Origin of the sequence: Blautia sp. AF34-10 (assembly GCF_003477865.1) — a bacterium.
GTDB classification, from domain to species: Bacteria; Bacillota; Clostridia; order Lachnospirales; family Lachnospiraceae; genus Fusicatenibacter; species Fusicatenibacter saccharivorans.
In genome coordinates, this window is sequence record NZ_QUED01000012.1 from 20,141 (window position 1) to 38,047 (window position 17,907).

Annotated in this window: 19 protein-coding genes; all 19 read right to left on the minus strand. The window is 49.1% G+C overall.

What is annotated here, in order from left to right; all coding sequences use genetic code 11:
* Positions 1-1,173 carry a cobalt-precorrin-5B (C(1))-methyltransferase CbiD gene (cbiD, locus tag DWZ60_RS08945; protein WP_199669409.1) on the minus strand — a complete coding sequence of 391 codons (1,173 nt, stop codon included), beginning with the start codon at positions 1,171-1,173 and terminating at the stop codon, positions 1-3.
* Between the two features lie 134 nt (positions 1,174-1,307).
* Positions 1,308-2,891: a MutS-related protein gene (locus tag DWZ60_RS08950; RefSeq protein ID WP_119221543.1), complete on the minus strand. Its 1,584-nt coding sequence runs from the start codon at positions 2,889-2,891 to the stop codon at positions 1,308-1,310.
* A gap of 169 nt (positions 2,892-3,060) precedes the next feature.
* Positions 3,061-3,612 carry a class B sortase gene (locus DWZ60_RS08955; protein ID WP_158576372.1) on the minus strand — a complete coding sequence of 184 codons (552 nt, stop codon included), beginning with the start codon at positions 3,610-3,612 and terminating at the stop codon, positions 3,061-3,063.
* The gene (locus tag DWZ60_RS08960) at positions 3,585-3,893 is read right to left on the minus strand and encodes a hypothetical protein (RefSeq protein ID WP_119221544.1); all 309 of its coding nucleotides are present in this window, start codon (positions 3,891-3,893) and stop codon (positions 3,585-3,587) included. The genes DWZ60_RS08955 and DWZ60_RS08960 overlap by 28 nt, the downstream gene beginning before the upstream one ends.
* Before the next feature lie 51 nt (positions 3,894-3,944).
* Positions 3,945-6,587 carry a SpaA isopeptide-forming pilin-related protein gene (locus tag DWZ60_RS08965; RefSeq protein ID WP_119221545.1) on the minus strand — a complete coding sequence of 881 codons (2,643 nt, stop codon included), beginning with the start codon at positions 6,585-6,587 and terminating at the stop codon, positions 3,945-3,947.
* On the minus strand, positions 6,584-7,756 hold the full coding sequence (locus tag DWZ60_RS08970; protein ID WP_119221546.1) for a hypothetical protein: 1,173 nt from the start codon (positions 7,754-7,756) through the stop codon (positions 6,584-6,586). The genes DWZ60_RS08965 and DWZ60_RS08970 overlap by 4 nt, the downstream gene beginning before the upstream one ends.
* Positions 7,753-8,286: a hypothetical protein gene (locus DWZ60_RS08975; RefSeq protein ID WP_022462298.1), complete on the minus strand. Its 534-nt coding sequence runs from the start codon at positions 8,284-8,286 to the stop codon at positions 7,753-7,755. The genes DWZ60_RS08970 and DWZ60_RS08975 overlap by 4 nt, the downstream gene beginning before the upstream one ends.
* A gap of 22 nt (positions 8,287-8,308) precedes the next feature.
* Complete coding sequence (locus tag DWZ60_RS08980; protein WP_119221547.1) at positions 8,309-9,013, minus strand: SipW-dependent-type signal peptide-containing protein; 705 nt, start codon at positions 9,011-9,013, stop codon at positions 8,309-8,311.
* 44 nt (positions 9,014-9,057) lie between these two features.
* Positions 9,058-9,627: a signal peptidase I gene (locus DWZ60_RS08985; RefSeq protein ID WP_117760345.1), complete on the minus strand. Its 570-nt coding sequence runs from the start codon at positions 9,625-9,627 to the stop codon at positions 9,058-9,060.
* Between the two features lie 116 nt (positions 9,628-9,743).
* The gene (locus DWZ60_RS08990; RefSeq protein ID WP_243038269.1) at positions 9,744-10,613 is read right to left on the minus strand and encodes an amidohydrolase family protein; all 870 of its coding nucleotides are present in this window, start codon (positions 10,611-10,613) and stop codon (positions 9,744-9,746) included.
* A gap of 6 nt (positions 10,614-10,619) precedes the next feature.
* A complete protein-coding gene (locus DWZ60_RS08995; protein ID WP_243038270.1) occupies positions 10,620-11,096 on the minus strand; it encodes a histidine phosphatase family protein in 477 nt (158 codons plus the stop codon).
* Entirely contained in the window at positions 11,060-11,215 is a 156-nt protein-coding gene (locus DWZ60_RS18110; protein WP_242998336.1) for a hypothetical protein, read from the minus strand. Before DWZ60_RS18110 ends, DWZ60_RS08995 begins: the two co-directional genes overlap by 37 nt.
* Positions 11,208-11,459 carry a bifunctional adenosylcobinamide kinase/adenosylcobinamide-phosphate guanylyltransferase gene (locus DWZ60_RS18115; protein ID WP_243038271.1) on the minus strand — a complete coding sequence of 84 codons (252 nt, stop codon included), beginning with the start codon at positions 11,457-11,459 and terminating at the stop codon, positions 11,208-11,210. The genes DWZ60_RS18110 and DWZ60_RS18115 overlap by 8 nt, the downstream gene beginning before the upstream one ends.
* Before the next feature lie 151 nt (positions 11,460-11,610).
* Complete coding sequence (locus DWZ60_RS09005; RefSeq protein WP_055226435.1) at positions 11,611-12,387, minus strand: adenosylcobinamide-GDP ribazoletransferase; 777 nt, start codon at positions 12,385-12,387, stop codon at positions 11,611-11,613.
* A gap of 1 nt (position 12,388) precedes the next feature.
* Positions 12,389-12,910, minus strand: a complete 522-nt coding sequence (locus DWZ60_RS09010; protein ID WP_117509027.1) for a bifunctional adenosylcobinamide kinase/adenosylcobinamide-phosphate guanylyltransferase — start codon at positions 12,908-12,910, stop codon at positions 12,389-12,391.
* 17 nt (positions 12,911-12,927) lie between these two features.
* Positions 12,928-13,977 (minus strand): nicotinate-nucleotide--dimethylbenzimidazole phosphoribosyltransferase, encoded by a 1,050-nt coding sequence (cobT, locus tag DWZ60_RS09015; RefSeq protein ID WP_022462290.1) that lies wholly within the window; start codon positions 13,975-13,977, stop codon positions 12,928-12,930.
* 35 nt (positions 13,978-14,012) lie between these two features.
* On the minus strand, positions 14,013-14,588 hold the full coding sequence (locus DWZ60_RS09020) for a cell wall hydrolase (protein ID WP_119188477.1): 576 nt from the start codon (positions 14,586-14,588) through the stop codon (positions 14,013-14,015).
* Positions 14,567-16,243, minus strand: a complete 1,677-nt coding sequence (locus DWZ60_RS09025) for a hypothetical protein (RefSeq protein WP_119221548.1) — start codon at positions 16,241-16,243, stop codon at positions 14,567-14,569. Before DWZ60_RS09025 ends, DWZ60_RS09020 begins: the two co-directional genes overlap by 22 nt.
* Before the next feature lie 81 nt (positions 16,244-16,324).
* Entirely contained in the window at positions 16,325-17,809 is a 1,485-nt protein-coding gene (gene thrC / locus DWZ60_RS09030; RefSeq protein WP_117760348.1) for a threonine synthase, read from the minus strand.
* Positions 17,810-17,907 lie beyond the last annotated feature (98 nt).

Consider the following 17,907-nt stretch of genomic DNA (forward strand, 5'->3'; position numbering starts at 1 on the left):
TTACTCTTTTCTGTTTTCTTTTTCTTCCTGCTCCCGCAGGCGCTCCAGAAGTTCTCCCGCTCCCGGGGTTTCCCCGAGCAGGCCCTCATTGCTTGAAAAAACAATCGCCTCCGTCTGCACTCTGCCCTCAATATGGTAATTCATGTAAAAAGCAATTTTTTCTGTCACTTTTTCCATGGTCTCTTTCAGGCATCCTGCTTCCTTTAAAATCTGCACCGCTTCTTCCGTCGTTCCGGTCTCCAGCAGTTTTTTTGCCAGTGCAAGATCCGCCCCTGCACGCACCGCCTGCGCCGTAAGAAGCTCCGCACGGCAGTCTGCCTCGTGGGAATGGGTATTCATAATTCCGCCGGACACCTTGACAAATTTTCCAAGATGTGCCACAAAAAGGATGGCGTCAAAGCCGAGCTCAGCTGCAAATTCCAGTGTTTTTCCGACGTAATTACTGCACTTAACGGAATGGTCTGCACGGACCCACGGATACGTTTTTAAGAAGTCCTGTCCGTAATTTCCCGGTGTCACCAGAAGGACGCAGTCACCCTGTGCTTTCCGCATTTCCATCTCGACGCGGATCGTGGAAATCAGCGCCTCCTCGCTCATCGGCACTACAATCCCGCTCGTTCCAAGGATTGAAATGCCGCCGGTGATGCCAAGTCTCGGATTGAATGTATGCTTTGCCAGTTCTTCCCCTTCCGGTACGGAGATGATAACCTGCAGTGCGCGGAAATCATCGAGTTTTTTCTGAATCTCCTCCACATTCTCGCGGATCATCTGGCGTGGTACATGGTTGATCGCCGCGTTTCCGACCGGCTGATCCAGCCCCGGCTTTGTCACACGCCCGACGCCGAATCCTCCATCGATTACAATTCCCTCTTCTGTTCCAAACGTCACTTCCGCGTAAATCAATGCTTTATCTGTCACATCCGGATCATCCCCGCCGTCTTTTCGGACGGCACAGCTTACTTTTTCGGCACTTCTCCGGATATCCAGCAATTCCAGATTCAGAACAATGCCCTTTGGCGTATGGATTTTCACTTCCTGTATTTCTTTCCCGGAAAGCAGCATAAACGCCGCTCCCCGCGCTGCCGCTGCAGCGCAGGAACCCGTCGTATATCCCATGCGGAGTTTCTTGCTGCCGCGCATAATATATGCATCTTCCAAGCCTGTCCTGCTCATGTTTTTCTCCTTAACAGATCCGGCGGTTTTTCTGCCGGATCACGCGATCTATTTTATCATAACACACAATGAAAAAATGCTGAACCATTTTCGCATATTTTTTCAAAAAAGATCAATTTTTCCCGGCTGTTTTTCTATCTCAGAAACTTATTCTTTTCCCAGCTTCCTGTTGTTTCAAACTCCGCAGCTCTTCTTTCTGCCTGTTTTACAATTTTTTCATCAATTCCCATATTTCCAAGCAGCGCAATCGCATTCTTTCCTCTTGCCGGCCCCTGTTCCAGGCGATACGGGAAGGAAATACTCTGCGCGGTAATCTGCTCTTCAAAATGATAATTGGTATAGAGATCTTCCAGCAGATACGTCAGTTCAGTATCATGTGTTGCTGCAAGACAGAGCACATTTGCACGGCGCAGGGCAGCAAGCACACTCTCTGACGCTGCAATCCGCTCCGTCGTGTTTGTTCCCCGCAGCACCTCATCAATGACGCACAGAAGCGGTGTTTTTTCCCGGCTTGCCTCCAGAATCCGTTTTAAAGATTTTGCTTCCACAACAAAGTAACTCTCTCCCTGTGCCAGATTATCGCGGAGTGCCATGGATGTCATGATCCGGCACACAACACCGCGGTACCGCTTCGAAAGACTCGTGTTCAGTGCCTGTGCCAGAATCGCATTCACTGCCATGTTTTTCATAAATGTGGATTTTCCCGACGCATTCGAGCCGGTCAGCAGAATTCCGCCCTCCGCATACAGACTGTTTGCCACCGGATGTGTCAGAAGCGGATGATAAAGCTCCTCCACATCGATCCGACAGCCCGCCCTTTTCTCATCCAGGAATTCCGGCCGGCAGTAATACGAAAGGCTCTCCCGGTACGATGCTGCAGACAGTGCAAAGTCCAGGAGTCCAAGATCCTCTGCCATCTGCAGAATCGCTTTTTCATACGATTTCACTCCGGAAACAACCGAAGAATACTCAATCAGATCCAGCAGAAAGAACGTATGAAAGTATGCAAAAATCATGTTTGCTGCACCGCCCTGCGATTCTTTCGTATTCACAAGTGTTCTGCATTTTCTTGTAATCGGACGGAGTTGTTTTTCCTGTTCTTCCAGACGCTTCTGATACATTTCCAGTCCGGAAATTTTTTCTTTTCCAAGTTCCCTGGCTGTCCGCTGCAGCCGCAGGATACAGCCAAACGCTTTTAATGCACTCTCCAGCTTTTTGCTCTCCCTTCCATGCATCAGTCCGTTGCCGACCATAGAAGCAAACAGAACAGCCACACCCAGCGGAGGCAGTACAAACAGCAGTCCAATTCCAAGCACAGCAATACCGGTCATCAGAAGATATTTCCCCTTCTCTCCCGGCTCCGCCTCCATCAGTACGGCTATTTCTTCTGTCGGCGGATTCATCTTTTCTTTTCCCATCAAAAGAAGTGCTTTCTGCACTGCTTCTCTGGCTTTTTGGTTCTCTGCAAAAAGCTTCATCAGCCGTTCCCGCTCTTCCCTGATTTCTGTTGTTGTGACCGGCATCCGAAGCGCCGTGTACAGATATTCTTCCCCGCACACCGACACTGTGTGGTCGACTGTGTCAAAAACCGCATCGAGATCCAGGTCATTCCAGGTAATCGCGTCCACGCAGAAGTTTTCCCCTGCTTTTCGTCTCAGACACGCTTCCAGTTTTTCTTTCTTTTCCCGTGCCGTCCGTTTCTCCTGCTTTTTCCCCATTTCTTCCGCAGTTGTACCAGCTTCTTTTCCTGTTCATTTCTGTTATTCTGTACCATCCAAACTCCCAGCAGTATCAGAACCACAAAAATTCCTGCTGCCGTGTACAGTTCTTTCATGTCTTATCGCCATCCTTTTTCCTGCTCTGTATCATAAGTCTTTTGATTCTGTCTTATTCTAGCACAGAACCCTCTTCCCTTCCAGATTTTGTTGCAAAAATCATCTCCACCGCCGCATGTACAGCCAGTCTCTGTGAACTGCTGCCGTCACCAATGCAGGTGGAAAGGGTAAGTATCTTTTGAACTTCCTTTTCCTCACCGCTGCCAAAGATAATGCTGTTTTCTTTTCTTTCCTGTACCCATGCATTCCAGTCCGCATCGCTCCATGCTCCCAGCCGGTAAACATCACTTTTGGCATCCGTCTCCTCCACACTCCAAATACGGCACTGCCATGCTTCACCCGGCAAATACAGGTACAGATACGGAAATTCCTGTTTCCACGACGCTTCACGATACTTTTTCAATCCTCCGAACATCGTTCCATCCCGCATATTATGCCCATATAAAATCGTGTGACGTTCAGAAAAATCCTCCGGTGTATCACACGGTGCAAAAATACTGCCGTAAATCCGCTCCCTGCAAAACGCATCGTGTGTCAGATAATATGCGTTATCCTGCCCGTGCGCAACCGGAACATCTAAGGCGCAGCCGGAATCCAGAGCCACGCGCAGATTTCTCTATTTTTTGATCGAAGTCCTGCAAAATCAATTGTCCGAAACAGATTTTTGTCTGTACTGCCCGGTTCCTGCTCCTGCACTTCTTCGCTTTTTTCGTTTTCCTCTTTGTTCTCTTCTTTTTCTTCTCTGACATACATCTCCACCGCTTCTTCCTGTTCTTTTCGAATCTGCCGGCTTACCTGAATCTGCGGCAGATACCAGAAAAAAAGCGCCGCCAATGTCAGAACTGCAATCCCTCTTCTTTTTCTGCTGATTTTTTCTCTCTCCATTTTGTTTTCATTCCACCACCCGAACCGATGGTGGAATGTTTTTCCGTTTTGTTATTCAACCGGAATCCGGTTTTTTACAATACTGTTGTGTCCATAATCATCCCAGCGGTATTTCTGATTTTCAAATACAACCTCACTTTCTTTGGGATGTCCGCAAAGATTTACCGATACCGAAAAGACGCGCGCAGGATCTTTTCCATATGCCGGCTCTTCTAGTTTTTTCACGGTAACATTCTTCGTACCTGTCACCTGCATAAGCGAATACCGCAGCACCTTCTTCTCCTGTACCCGGTAATCGTTTCCTGCCGGAATTCCCCGGATCTGTACCGACTGTTCCGTGTAGCCGTCCTGATCTGTCGTTTTCTCCACCTGTGTTTTTGTAAACGTAAGATAGCATTGGTATGTATGTTCTTTTCCATACAGATCCTTTCCCTTCACGGAAAACAGAAACGTTGGATTTCCATGCGCCCATGTAATCTCATCCGCCTTGATCTTCTTTGTAATCGTCAAGGTTTCACATGCAAGATCCTTCATCGTCACGGTCTGCACTTCCTGTTTTGCCTCCAGCACAAACGAAACCGGTTCTGCCGCAAGGTATCCATCCGGCGCGGCCTCCTCCACAAGGACATAAGAACCCGGCTTTAATTTTTCCAGTTCATGCGGGCCGCTTCCTCCTGAAATCCAGCTGTCCACACGGTTTCCATCCATATCTTTTAATACCAGCTTTGCGCCGGAAATTCGTTTTCCGCTCTCTGCATCTATTTTTTCAATTGTCAGATGTGTTCCATCATTTTCGACCGCCACCGACAGTTCCGATTTACCGTCAATTTTTCCGTTTTCTACCACAAATTCCCGGCATGTGCTGTCCAGCAGATAGCCCTCCGGAGATGCTGTCTCCTGATAGTACCAGACACCGTCCAAAAGTCCCGTCAGCTCAATTTTTCCATTTGCATCCGTCTTTTTTGTCTCATCAAAACTTCCATCTTTCGTCCAGATATGAAAGGCTGCTCCCTGAAGCACTTTTCCGTCTCCCTGACTTACTTTCTGCAGAACAAAACGGTTCTTCCAGTTTGTAAACGTCAGTGTGATCTGTGCGTTTTGTTCCCCGATCGTTATTTTCTTTTCCGTCGGATCCAGCACATATCCATTTGGAGCCGCCGTTTCCCGCACAAGATACGTTCCGTACTCCAGCCCGTTTTTGAACGCCTCTCCATTTTCATCCGTTTTCAGCACAGCTGCTACCGCCTGATCCGGAAACAGCACTGTTCCGTTTACCGTTGTAATTGCTCCGCTCGCAATCACCTGATATGTTGCACCAGAAAGTGCTTTCCCTGAGTTTTCTTCCGTCTTTTTTATCTTCAGTGAGCCTGTTTTTCTTGTGTTTTCTGCCTCCAGATGGATCGTCTGCATGCCTTCCTTGTCAATGGAAAATTCCTGCTCCCAGCTTCCTGCATAACCAGCTGGATTCTTTGTCTCCACAACACGGAATTTTCCATTTTCACTGTCTGTATCCCGAATTCCCTCCAGCAGATAAGAACCCGTTTTTTTCACCCAGTTCATCTTTTTGAATTCACTCCAGGTGTTGTTTTTCCAGCGGTACACGGTAAATTCTGCACCCGAAAGAGCTTCTTTTGTCTCTGCATCCATTTTTTTCACTACAAGATCTCCTACTTTCGACAGATGACAGGGAACGTTCGCTGTGTAACCAAATTCCGAAGTATTCCACGGCACAACAGTTATTCCCGTTTCCCGGGATGCTCCATGCCAGTTGTTGTACGTACTGGAAGTATCGTTTACAAAATTATCCGGCCATTTTTTCGGTGCTTTCACTCCGCCGCCGGGACCAGTTACCGCGTCGTTAGTGCCTCCATCATAGAAAATCATCGTCTGGGAATTTCCTTCAAAGGTAACTGTAACCCAGCCTTCCGAATTTTCCGGAGTTGTTCCACCGTCCGGCTCAGAGCCGCGTCTTGCCGACCAGATCGCTTCTGTTCTGGCATCGTAGACGATTCTGGCATCTGCCTCCTTCGTCAGATAGATATGTTCTGTCTCATCAGCCAGATAAAAGCCCTGCTTAAAGTCCAGATCTGAAAGTGTAAAATATCCTTTCACATTCAGCGGATTTCCTTTACTGTCGTAATAAGCAAACCGTACCTTGATCCAGAGCAGACCTTTAATATCAATGACCGGCTTATTGTGGTCAATCGCCACGACTACCGCATCCACGTCCTCATACCCTGATGGTACAACCGTGTTCTGCCAGTCTTCCAGCCAGATCCGCATCGTTACATTTTCCCCGTGGCACTCTCCAACATTCGTATATTCCGCATACATTTTTCCTTTTTTCGACTCCAGCGGCGTGAAGGAACGGAGATTACTCCATCCCTTCACATCGGCCGCCGGCCACCATGTGGAACAGCATTTCGAATGGCTCTCTCCGTTTTTGCAGAACAGATTGTCCCAGGTACTTCCATCTGTACTTCCAAAACGGATTTTTGTCTCACTTCCGATCAGCGGGGTAAAATCATATCGGCCGTCAATAACAGAGTCCGATGATACAACTTCTCCGATTCCGGCTTTCGAAAGAGAAGGAAGACTCGTAAGACTCGAAGCCAGAACATCTTCCCGAAAACAAAATCCCAACAACAGCAGAATTCCTGCGAGAAACCAGAAGCTTTTCTTTGCTCTTTTCATTCTTTCCTCCTTTCAGACCGGCCCGCGGCAAGAAACAGGAAGGCTCCTGTCACGGCAATTCCAATGGGGACCGCTGCTGACGGATCGCGCAGACCTGTTTTTGGCGCGCTGTGCCAGATAGAGGGGCCTTCTTCCTGCGGCAGATCTTCTCCTTCGACAGAAAAAATCCATTTTACCCCGCTTTTCCGAAGTGCCCATTCATTTCCAAGTTCTGACGGCACACGGATTGAAAAACAGATTTCTTTCCGTTCATCTGGACTGCATATTCCAAGACTTTTTGCTGCCCATAGTCCCTCACTCTCTAAATCACCTTCATAAATCACGCTGTCTCCCTCTCGTATTTCCAGTTTCACCTTGGAAAGCAGTTCTTTTTCTGCTTCACTGAGTTCTTCCGGAAGTTCCGTCCGCAGAAAAAATTCTGCACGGCTTGCTGTCGTGTTCACCAGTGTGAACGTATCTTCCCATTCATCTCCCGGCATCAGCACTGGAAAGTTCCGAAAGAAATTGTCGGGTGCCAAGATCAGATTCCGCGCTGCTCCTTCGTACGAAACGGTGAGGAAGCTCTGCTGCGAAACCTCCGAAACGGTATTATCCGCCTCGTGGACACACTGTTCTATTTCCAGTTCTTCTCCCCACGGAGCTTCTGCCGTAAAATCCGGCGTCACATTCGCTGCCTGTACGGCCTCCGCCTGGATTTCAACGGACAGCACCTGTCCCTCCGCCTCACTGGTCCACGCAGATGGAATGGTGATTGTACGGAAAAAATCGACAGATTCCTGCTTTCCCAGCACTTTGGGATAATAATAATACTCTCCTGCTTTCAGCCAGACGTCCTCGATTCCCCCAAGGTCCTCTTCCCCCAGACGGTAATCCTGCGTTTCTTCCGCATCAAACACAGGCTTTACCCGGACATAGCATGGTTCAGCATAATTGGTGATCCGCGGAATTTTTGAAATCACCTGGGAAGGCAGTACAATGCCGTTTTCCGGTCCCTCATACTTCTTTTCTCCATCCCCGTCTTCCTCATATTCCCAGATTCCAATATTTACATCTCCGACAGCTATTTTGTTAATGGTCTCAACACTGCTCCGGTAATATGCATACGTTCCGCTGATTCCCATCAGAAGACTCGCCGCCGCACATCCGATCCTGACGCGTTTTCCTTTCATGTCTGACCACCTCTCTCATAAGCATCCCATGCCTCCCGATAGCCGTGAAATACCATATTCCCCTTCTGGATCTGCACCGATTCCTCATAGACCGAAACCTCAAGTTCTTTCTGTTCCATTTCTTTTGCAACGCGGATTCCGGTAAACAATTCCGTCGTGCTTTCGCCTTCTGAAACCGGTTTTTTGTAATAATAGTAGTCATCTTCTCCTTTTACCCAGTTTTCCGTATCAAGTCCCTCAATCGCTTCAATTGGTTCACTGAATATAAGTGCCGCACGAATATAGCAGGCAACGGAACCTTCATTTCTGATTTTTACTCTCTTTACCACACTTTTCCCTGGCGGTACGGGCGTCGGTGTCGGAAATTCTTCATCGATAGTACTTGTATTATGTCCGAACACCATACGATTCCAGACACTCTCGTGATCTGTAAAATACGCCGAAGTTCCCGGCAGCAGCCAAATGGCTGCCGCCATCGTACACCCGGCCGCACCCGCAAGGAAAAACAGCCGTTTCGTCTTTTTCTTCATCTTTTGTCCCCCAGAAAACTGCTTAAATTCCAGGTGCTTCTGTCTGTTCCGGCTCCGACTGCGGTGCCGTTACCTGCCCCTTCTGCCCATTATTCTGATTTACATACTTCTCCCAGGCCTTTGCTGCCCGCTCGGCAGCCGTACTTCCCTCACCGGTATTCAGCGCCTGGATTGCATAATAATTGATCGGAATATCGACCTCTTTTTCATCCAGCTGCCCTTCCACGATATTAGCTACTGTCACGCTCGTAAATAAAGGCTCCGTCGTTTTGCCAGCTGCAAGCACTTCATTGTAGAGATATGTATATACCATCGAATTGTTCTGTTTTTTCTTGTACATCAGCACCCATTTTTTCGAAAGCTGATTCATCGAAAACAGCTCCGTATCGACGGCTGCCCCGCCGTTTAAACGGTTTCCGGATGTATCTGCAACGATCACTTTTGCGATTGGTATGGAAACATCCATATAGACGTAAGAATCATTTTTACCTTTATTTTTGATACGCGGGTCCTTCGGAATCACCTGAGTCGGCACAATATGATTGGTCTTTCCGTCCGGATCCGGTGCGTACGATGGTTCATTTCCTTCGATATCTACTTTTCCCACAACAAACTGGTTCGTCACAGAATCCTTATCCGTCAGATACGCCAGTGTTCCGCCCGCTGCCAGGGCTCCTGTCAGAAGCAGTGATGCTGCCCAGAATACGATTTTCCGCTGTTTTTTCATAGATCAATTCCTCCCGTTTTCCTAAATAATTTTGCTAATTCTTTTTATAACTTGTTTTCCTGCATGATTTTTCTACCGTGCCAAAGCTGCCGGATTGTAAAAAGCATCACCGCTCCCACGGCCAGAAAAAAGAGTGTTCCTCTCTGCCGGAGCCAGACGATACCAAAGCCAAGCCAGGGAAGAGCTACGATCACATTCCCGATCACCTGTTTTTCCAAAACGATGCCTGCATCTTCCTCCGCGTTGGCATCCCCCTTAGTACAGTATCCTTCCTCGCTCTTTTCCACGATCCGGTGTGTCACCACCATATTTCCTCTCCGGTAGGTAATCACATCCCCCGGATTCCATTCCTTCTTCCGTCCATCCACAACCACAACAGATCCCGTCGGGATCTCCGGTTCCATGGACCCGGACAGTACGACATAGGCGCAGAAATACTGCATCAGATACCATCCCGCCGCCAGAAAAAGGAAGGAAAGAAAGCCTTGCAGCCCCAGTTTTCCTTTTGCTTTCATTTGCTCCCTTCCGTCGATGCGGACATCCAGACTGTCATTTTTGCACGCAAAAAACAGAGGATAGCATTTACCCTCTGTCTCAGAATATCCCTGTTTCATTTTCTCTAAAGTTCTTGTAAAAGTGATTTAAACTTACCATAGTCCGGGCGAAAGCGCAAGCATTGTCTGCCCGTTTAATTCTAAATTTTTTCTAAAGCCTGAAACGCAGAAAATTTTCAGAACTTTTCCCGGATCTTTTTTTCTCCAAACGCAAGCCGCTTTTCCAGCTCCTGCCCATTTTCTGCCCCAAGGATTTTTCGCATTACACGCTCTTCTTCCCGGATTCCTTTTCCGTGAAGTACGCCGTATGCGCCGGCATCACTTCCCGCCGCAAGCACAACGTCCTTTTCAAATGCGAGCTGCAGACCTTTTTTCTGCGTCTCAAAAATCCACGCCAGCGTTTCAGCCGGATATCTGCCGTTCTCCAGAAGATTCGAAACCGTCACAATTGTCGGCACCCAGATTGTTGCATGCTCTGCCATACAGCAGATGCTCTCTTCATTCTGAAAGTTCCCGTGCTCAACCGAGTCCACGCCTGCCTCTGCCGCATCCATCACAGCCTGTGCGCCGTTCACATGCGCCATCACAGAAAGCCCCGCATCATGCGCCGCAGCCGTCATTGCAAAAACCTCTTCCCTGGAAAGCGGCTCACTGGTCACATGCCCCTTTGTCGCGAAATCCAGGATTCCCGTCGTCATGATCTTGATAAAATCTCCGCCCGCACGGCGTACTTCACGCACAAGCGTACAATACTCTTTCCAGTCTGAAAATGCGCGTCCGACAATTTTTCCATAACGGCCCGCCCTGTGAATCGCAAAAACCGGTGTGCGGTATGTGATCCCGTACTCCGGCGCAAGGCTCCGTGCAAGAACACCCGCCCCGTACGGATCTCCGCCGTCACGCACATAGGAAATCCCTGCCTTCTGATACGCCGCCAGATGTTCCCGGATCAGATCCTCTCGCGGGCCGTTTTCATGCGCTGCCGCCGCCTTTTTGTAATCCACACCGTCCATAAAAATATGGGCATGGCATTCTGCTGTCACCATTTTTGTTTACCGCCTTATCTCCGATTCCACCACCGCTTCTCTACGGCCCATTTTCCAGTTCTGCTCCGAGAGATACAGATGATATCCACAGCCGTTTTCTACTCGCCAGTCATAGTAACTCTTCTGTGGCACGCCGTACTGCTCAAGGATACTCATGATCGTGCCTCCGTGCACCACCATCGCCACGTTGCGGTAATGGCGGCGGATACACGTATCCACCATCTTGTCAAAGCCGGCGATGCAGCGGTCCTTGAACTGCTGCGGGCTCTCACCGCCCGGAAAGGCAAGCGTCGCCATGGAATCAATCCACTCCTGGTATTTCGGATTATCTTTTAATTCCTGATAATTTTTGTTCTCAAACTCACCAAAATTGCACTCTGCAAATTCCGGGATTTTGACCTGTTTGGCGTACGGATACAGAATGTCTGCCGTTTCCAGACACCGTTTCAGCGGGCTGACGAACAGAAGCTCAACAGTATCCATCGTCCGCTGTTCCAGCTCTTTTTTCCCTTCCTCACACAGTGTTCATCCGTCACGCCGATATACCGTCCTAATGTATTGCCATAGGTTTTTCCATGGCGGATCATTGCAATTTTAATCATGTTTTTCCTCACCTTTCAGCAGGATTCCGATTCCGCACACCACACGGGTTACCGAATCAGCCTTTGCTGCCAGCTCCGTACAGATGCGCCCCGTCTTTTCCCGCCATTTCCGGTCGAAGGGTTCGATCGGAACCACTCCGTAACCGAGTTCATTCGTAACAATGCAGATTTCCGGATTTTTCTGCAGCAGTCTTCCAGTTCCGCTTCCGGTGCAGTCCCGGTCTCCTCTTCCAGAAGGAGCCATCTGCGGACCAGTTCCTGAAAATCATATACGCCGGAACATGCCGACAGCTCCTCTTTCAAAACTGCTGCCCCATCGGCCCATCCTGTTTCTTTTCCGGTCATCTTCTTTGCAAAGTCAAGCTTTCCCTGAAAAGCCCCTCCAATTACTAATTTCATTTCCAGTTCTCCATTCCAAGAGAAAGTACCACAAGAGACAGGAGCTGTGCCAGCTCACAGAGCGAAAGGAAATAGCCTGCGAGATCTCCTGTAATTCCTCCAAAATACTTACTGCTTTTCCATTTATAATAACAGAATACCAGTGCCGATACAACCAGTACATCCAGTGCCGCCCAGACGCAGAACGAAGCTGAGAGCGCCGTCACGGCAAAAATCGTCACAACAAGCACCGCCGCCGTTCTTTTTTTCTCTGCGCTCATGCCAAACGCTGCCGCTGTTCCTTTCGGATTGGCATTTGGAAAAAACGCGATCGAAAGACCGCTGAACGATCTCGAAACTGCGAAGCCAAATGCATACGCCGGAAAAATCTTCCAGACAAGTTCTCCGGCTGCGCCCGCGTACAGTACAAAATACAGACATCCCATAATAATCGCAAATGCTCCGGCGTGCGGGTCTTTTAAGATTTCCAGTCGGCGCTGTTTTTCTCTCCAGGAACTTAACGCATCCATCGTATCCAGATAGCCGTCGAGGTGAATGCCGCCCGTCACCAGAACCGGAACTGCCGTCAGCACTGCAGCCCGCAGCATGCTTCCCGCGCCAATCTGCTGCAGCAGCCAGAAAAGCACCGCCGAAACTGCACCGACAGCCAGTCCGACCCACGGAAAGAAACACAACGCATATTTCATGTTCTCTTTTTCCCAGTCTGCCGGCGGCATCGGGATTTTCGAGTACATGGCAAACGCCACTTTAAAATTATTCCATATCGTTTTCATCTTATTCTTTTTTTATTCTGACGGGAATCCCATACACAACCTCGGTCACACAGTCCGCCATCTCTGCCAGACGTACATTAATGTTTCCCAGGATCCGCTGGTATTCCATCGTCTCCTCCTCATATCGGTATCCGTCCGAAAAAATTTCATTCGTCACCAGAACCAGATTCCGCGCCTGATTGGCCAGACGGGAAACGCCCGCAAGAATTTCCTCCTCCGTCCGCGCTTTTCCCGCCCCGGATGGATCAAATATTTCATTTGCCGTGAGATTCGACATACATTCGAGCAGCACATCGCTTCCCGGTTCCAGCTCCACTTCTTTTAAATTCGTATAACACTCAATCGTCGAAAACTTCTTTGCCGCGCGCATCTTCCGGTGGCGTGCAATACGCGCCTGCCCTTCCGCACCGAACGGCTGCATCGTTGCGATATAAACCCTCCGTGTTCCGCCAAAATCCAGAATACACTGCTCCGCATACGCCGATTTTCCGCTGCCGCTGCCGCCTGTAACCAGATGTATCATCGTTTCACCTGCCTTTTTTAAGTCAGCGGCACATACGTTTCGATCTGTGCCTCGTCAAATGTCGCCATGCCGCGGTATACGGCATTTGCCTGATCCAGAATCGGGAAAAGCATGATGGCGCCCGTTCCCTCGCCCAGACACATATCGCAGTGCAGGAAGGCTTCTTTTCCAAGCTCTGCAAGCAGCAGATGCGCCGCCGGCTCCTTCGATACGTGCGAAGCGATCATATAGTCCTTTGCAAACGGTGCAATCCGTGCAGCAAGAAGCGCTGCCACACAGGAAATAAAGCCGTCCATCACAACCGGAACGCCATGTGCAGCCCCTGCAAGAAAGACACCCGCCATGCCGGCAATGTCAAAACCGCCGACCTTTGCCAGCACATCGATGGGATCGGACGGATCCGGCTGATTGATGGCAATTGCTTTTTCAATCGCTGCAATTTTCCGCGCAAGACCTTCACTCGAAAGCCCGGCGCCCCGTCCCGTCAGTTCCGGAACCGGCTGATTCAGGAAAACGGCTGCCATTGCACTGCTCGTCGTCGTATTTCCAATGCCCATCTCACCGGTTGCCATCAGCTGATAGCCCGCCGCAATTTTTTCTTCCGCCACGGCGATTCCTGTTTCAAGCGCACGAACGGCCTCTTCCCTTGTCATCGCCGGGCCTTTTGCCATATTTTTTGTTCCATACGCAACTTTATACCGCGGAACCTTCGTATCGCGCGCCATTCCGATATCAATCGGAAACAGATCCGCATGCGCGCCGCGGCAGAGAATGGCTGCTGTCGCCTTCTCCTGCAGAAAATTTTCCGCAACTGTCGCTGTCACTTCCTGACCGCTCTGCGTCACGTTTTCTTCCACAACGCCATTGTCCGCACAGAACGTCAGAAGTGCTCTTTTTTCAATCGAAATCTCCTCTTTTCCGGTGATTCCGGCAATCTGGATGAGCACGTCCTCCAGCTTTCCGAGGCTGTGGAGCGGCTTTGCAATGCCGTCCCAGTGAGCCTTGGCACGATCCATCGCCTCTTTCGAAAGCGGATGGATCTGTTCGATTGTTTCCTGTAATGTCATCTTTTGTTCGCCCCTTCTTTCGATATGACGTCCGATCAGCTCTGTTTTTTCACCCAGTTCACAAAGAAAATATGGGAATCTTCCCGCGCTGTTCCGCTGGAAGTTGTCCATTTATAGGTGTATGTATATGTCACACATTTTTCTTTATCCATATTCAGATTTTTAAATGCTTTCGGAGTCATGAAATATAGATAATCAAAATCATCTCTCGTATCGCCAAAGCCCGGGATCACACGCTTTGTGCCGTTCTTCAGATATGCATCCATGATCGACTGGGATTCATCCACTGCACCGTAGGCTCCATTATTTTTCAGCTGATTGATAATCGAACTGCTCTGCTCCGCAATTCCCGTCAGATAGTTTGTCAGACTTCCGTTCCGCGCCGGTTCAAACTGCTGCTGTTTATAAATCGCGGTGCGGAGCGAAATATTCTGTGCCGCCATCCGGTTCCGGATGACCATCGCAACTGCCGTCATACCTGTTTTTCTCTGGACACCCGCCTCCGCACTGCAGATAGCCGCAAAGAAATCACGGTCACTCACAGACGGATCCGTGTAATACTGATGCTCCATCGTATAATATTTTCCGCTTACGCTGTCCTTTGCACGCACATACTGGCTCGAGCGAGAATGCACACTCCGTTTTCGTCAAAGCTGTAGTACCAGTTGCTGCTGTTCTTTTTCAGCAGAGCGTAATACGATTTTACCATCTTTCCGTCGCTTCCAAAGTAATACCAGCCCGTCTGCGGATCACCGCTTACCATCCGTTTCTGTGCATTGAGCCACTGGTTCTTTGCCATGCCTCCCCAGTCTTTAAAGTAATAGGAAGCGCCGTTAATAGTCCGCTCTCCCGTCACCATCACGCCGTTGGCATCGGCATAGTAACTGTTGTTTAAATGCGTAAAGAAGGTATTGCGGTACATCGCACCATTTTCCCGGAAGTAATACCACTGGTTCTCTTTCGAAAGCCAGCCCGTCACCATCTTTCCATCCGCATCGGCATAATACGTTTCACCGCCAAGCTGGAAAAAGGTACTACGGTACATGCCGCCCCAGCCCCGGAAATAATAATACGTACCATTGATTTTCTGCCAGCCGGTTACCATCTTTCCATCTGCATTCACACGATATGTATTGTTGTCATATTCAAAAAAGCGGTCAAAATACTGCTCTCCGGTTTCATCAAAATAGTAATATGTACTGCCCTGCTGCAGCCAGCCGACGGTCAGTTTTCCATCTGCAGCCGCATGGCAGACACTCGTTCCGTTTTTGATGAATGCATTCTGATACATGCCGCCCCAGTCCTTGAAATAGTACCAGTCACCGTCGATCTGTTTTTTTCCGACAGCCATCTTTCCGTTCTCATCGGCATAGTAAAGTGCACTTCCTGTCGGTGCTTTGAAAAAGGTGCTGCGGTACATGCCGCCCCAGCTTCGGAAATAATACCAGGTTCCATCCTGCTGCAGCCAGCCGGTCGTCATCTTTCCATCCGTATCAACATGATAAATATTATTTTTATACGTCAGAAAGGTGTTTCGTGCCATGCCGCCCCAGCTTCGGAAGTAATACCAGATCCCGTCAATCTGTTCGAACCCGGATGCCATTTTTCCATCCGCATCAACATAATACGTATTCTTGTCATACTCAAAAAAACGATTCCGGTACATCGCGCCCTGATCATCAAAATAATAATACACATCATCGATCAGTTTCCAGCCGGTTGCCATTTTTCCGTCCGCATCAGAATAATACGGTACATTTTTCACGGTGTAAAAGGCATCCCGGTAAACACCGCCCCAGCTTTGGAAATAATACCAGGCTCCATCAAGTTTTTTCCAGCCGACCGCCATTTTTCCGTCATTATTCAGGTAGTAACGGTTCTTGTCGTACTCTCTCCAGGCTCCTTTGACAATGGTACCATCCGGATCCTTAAAATACCAGATCCCGTTCTCATTCACCCATGGGTAATAGCTTCCAGCCTGCACGGATACCGCCGTTTCTTCGGGATTTCCGCTCTGTACTTCTGCCGCCGGAAGATCCGAGGCGGCATTTTCCGCTGTCGAATCCGGCGTCTCCGTTTCTGTCATCTCCGGCGTATTTTCGTCTGTGGTTTCCGCCTCCGATGTTTCTTCTGTTTCTTCCTGTGTAACAGCAGAAGCCTCATTTACCAGACTCTGCTCTGTGCCTGCTCCAAATACGTTCGCAGCACTGACAGCGGTTGTCACGCAGGCTGCCACCAGTACTCCCCTGATTACTTTATTTTTCATTATTTATTCTTCTCTCCCTGCAAAAACAGGCAAAGCCTGCTGTGTGCTCTGCCTGTTTTAAAATTCTGCTCCTGCTTTATCTTATTTCAAAAACGCCCGAACAGTCTCCGGCATCTGATCTACATCACACTCTGTCGTATGAAGCACCGGTGCAGTACGGATTTCTTCGATCGCACGCGGAATCTCGGTATTGGCAAGTGCAGACAGCTTGTCTACCTGCTCCAGTACCGGAAGGGTGTCATACTCCGGTGCAATCGCTGCAAGAACGCTGCTTGTAAATTTATACGGGCTTGCGGTAGATGCGATGACGGTCTTGGTTTCGTCATAGGTTTCCTCGCGGTATTTTCCGTATACAGCCGCTGCAACCGCGGTATGGGTATCAATCACATATCCGGTATCGCTGTACAGTTTTGCAATCGCGTCTGCTGTCTCCTGTTCGGATGCATAATTGCCGTAGAAGTCTGCCAGCTCTTTTTTCATCGCATCGGTGATCTCATATTTTCCGTCCTTTGCAAGATCCTGCATCAGCTCGCGGTCTGCTGCTTCGCTGTTTCCGGCGATGCGGTAGATCAGACGCTCCAGATTGCTCGAGATCAGGATATCCATGGACGGTGATGTTGTCAGAATAAAGTCTCTGTTTCTGTCGTAAACGCCGGTGCGGAAGAAGTCAAACAGAACTTTGTTCTCATTGGAAGCGCAGATCAGTTTTGCGATCGGCAGTCCCATCTGTTTTGCATAGAATGCAGCGAGAATATTTCCGAAGTTTCCGGTCGGAACGGTTACATTGATCTTTTCTCCGTCTGCAATCTCTCCGTTTTTCACCAGGTTTGCGTAAGCATATACGTAGTAGACAACCTGCGGAACGAGTCTTCCGATGTTGATCGAGTTTGCAGAGCTGAACTGGAAGCCTTTATCTGCCAGCTCTTTTCCAAGCTCTTTGTCGTTAAACATTTTCTTCACGCCGGTCTGTGCGTCGTCGAAGTTTCCGTGGATGGCTACAACGTGGGTGTTCTTGCCCTTCTGTGTTACCATCTGTTTTTCCTGAATCGGGCTTACGCCGTTCTTCGGGTAAAATACAATAATTCTGGTGCCCGGCACATCTGCAAAGCCTGCCATTGCTGCTTTTCCGGTATCTCCCGATGTAGCAGTTAAGATGACGATCTCATTTTTCACGCCGTTTTTCTTTGCGGCGGTCGTCATCAGATGCGGCAGAATGGAAAGTGCCATGTCCTTGAACGCGATCGTTGCGCCGTGGAACAGCTCCAGATAGTAAACACCGTCTGCTTTTGTCAGCGGTGCAATTTCCTCTGTGTCAAATTTCGCATCGTATGCGTTTGCAATACAGTTTTTCAGTTCATCTTCTGTAAAGTCGGTAAGAAAACGGCTCATTACCTCGTATGCTACTTCCTGATAGCTCATAGCCGCAAGTTTTTCCATGGGAACATCCAGTGCTGGAATGGAGGTCGGTACAAATAATCCGCCGTCGTCGGACAGACCCTTTAAGATTGCCTGGGATGCAGTTACGGTTTCTCCATTGCCTCTGGTACTTTTGTATAATACTTCCATGCTCTTTCTCTCCTTCACTTTGACTCCCGGCAGAGCCTCTCTGACTCCCGGCCGGATACGTTTCAGATTAGTTTTACCTGTACGCTTCCTCTTATTAT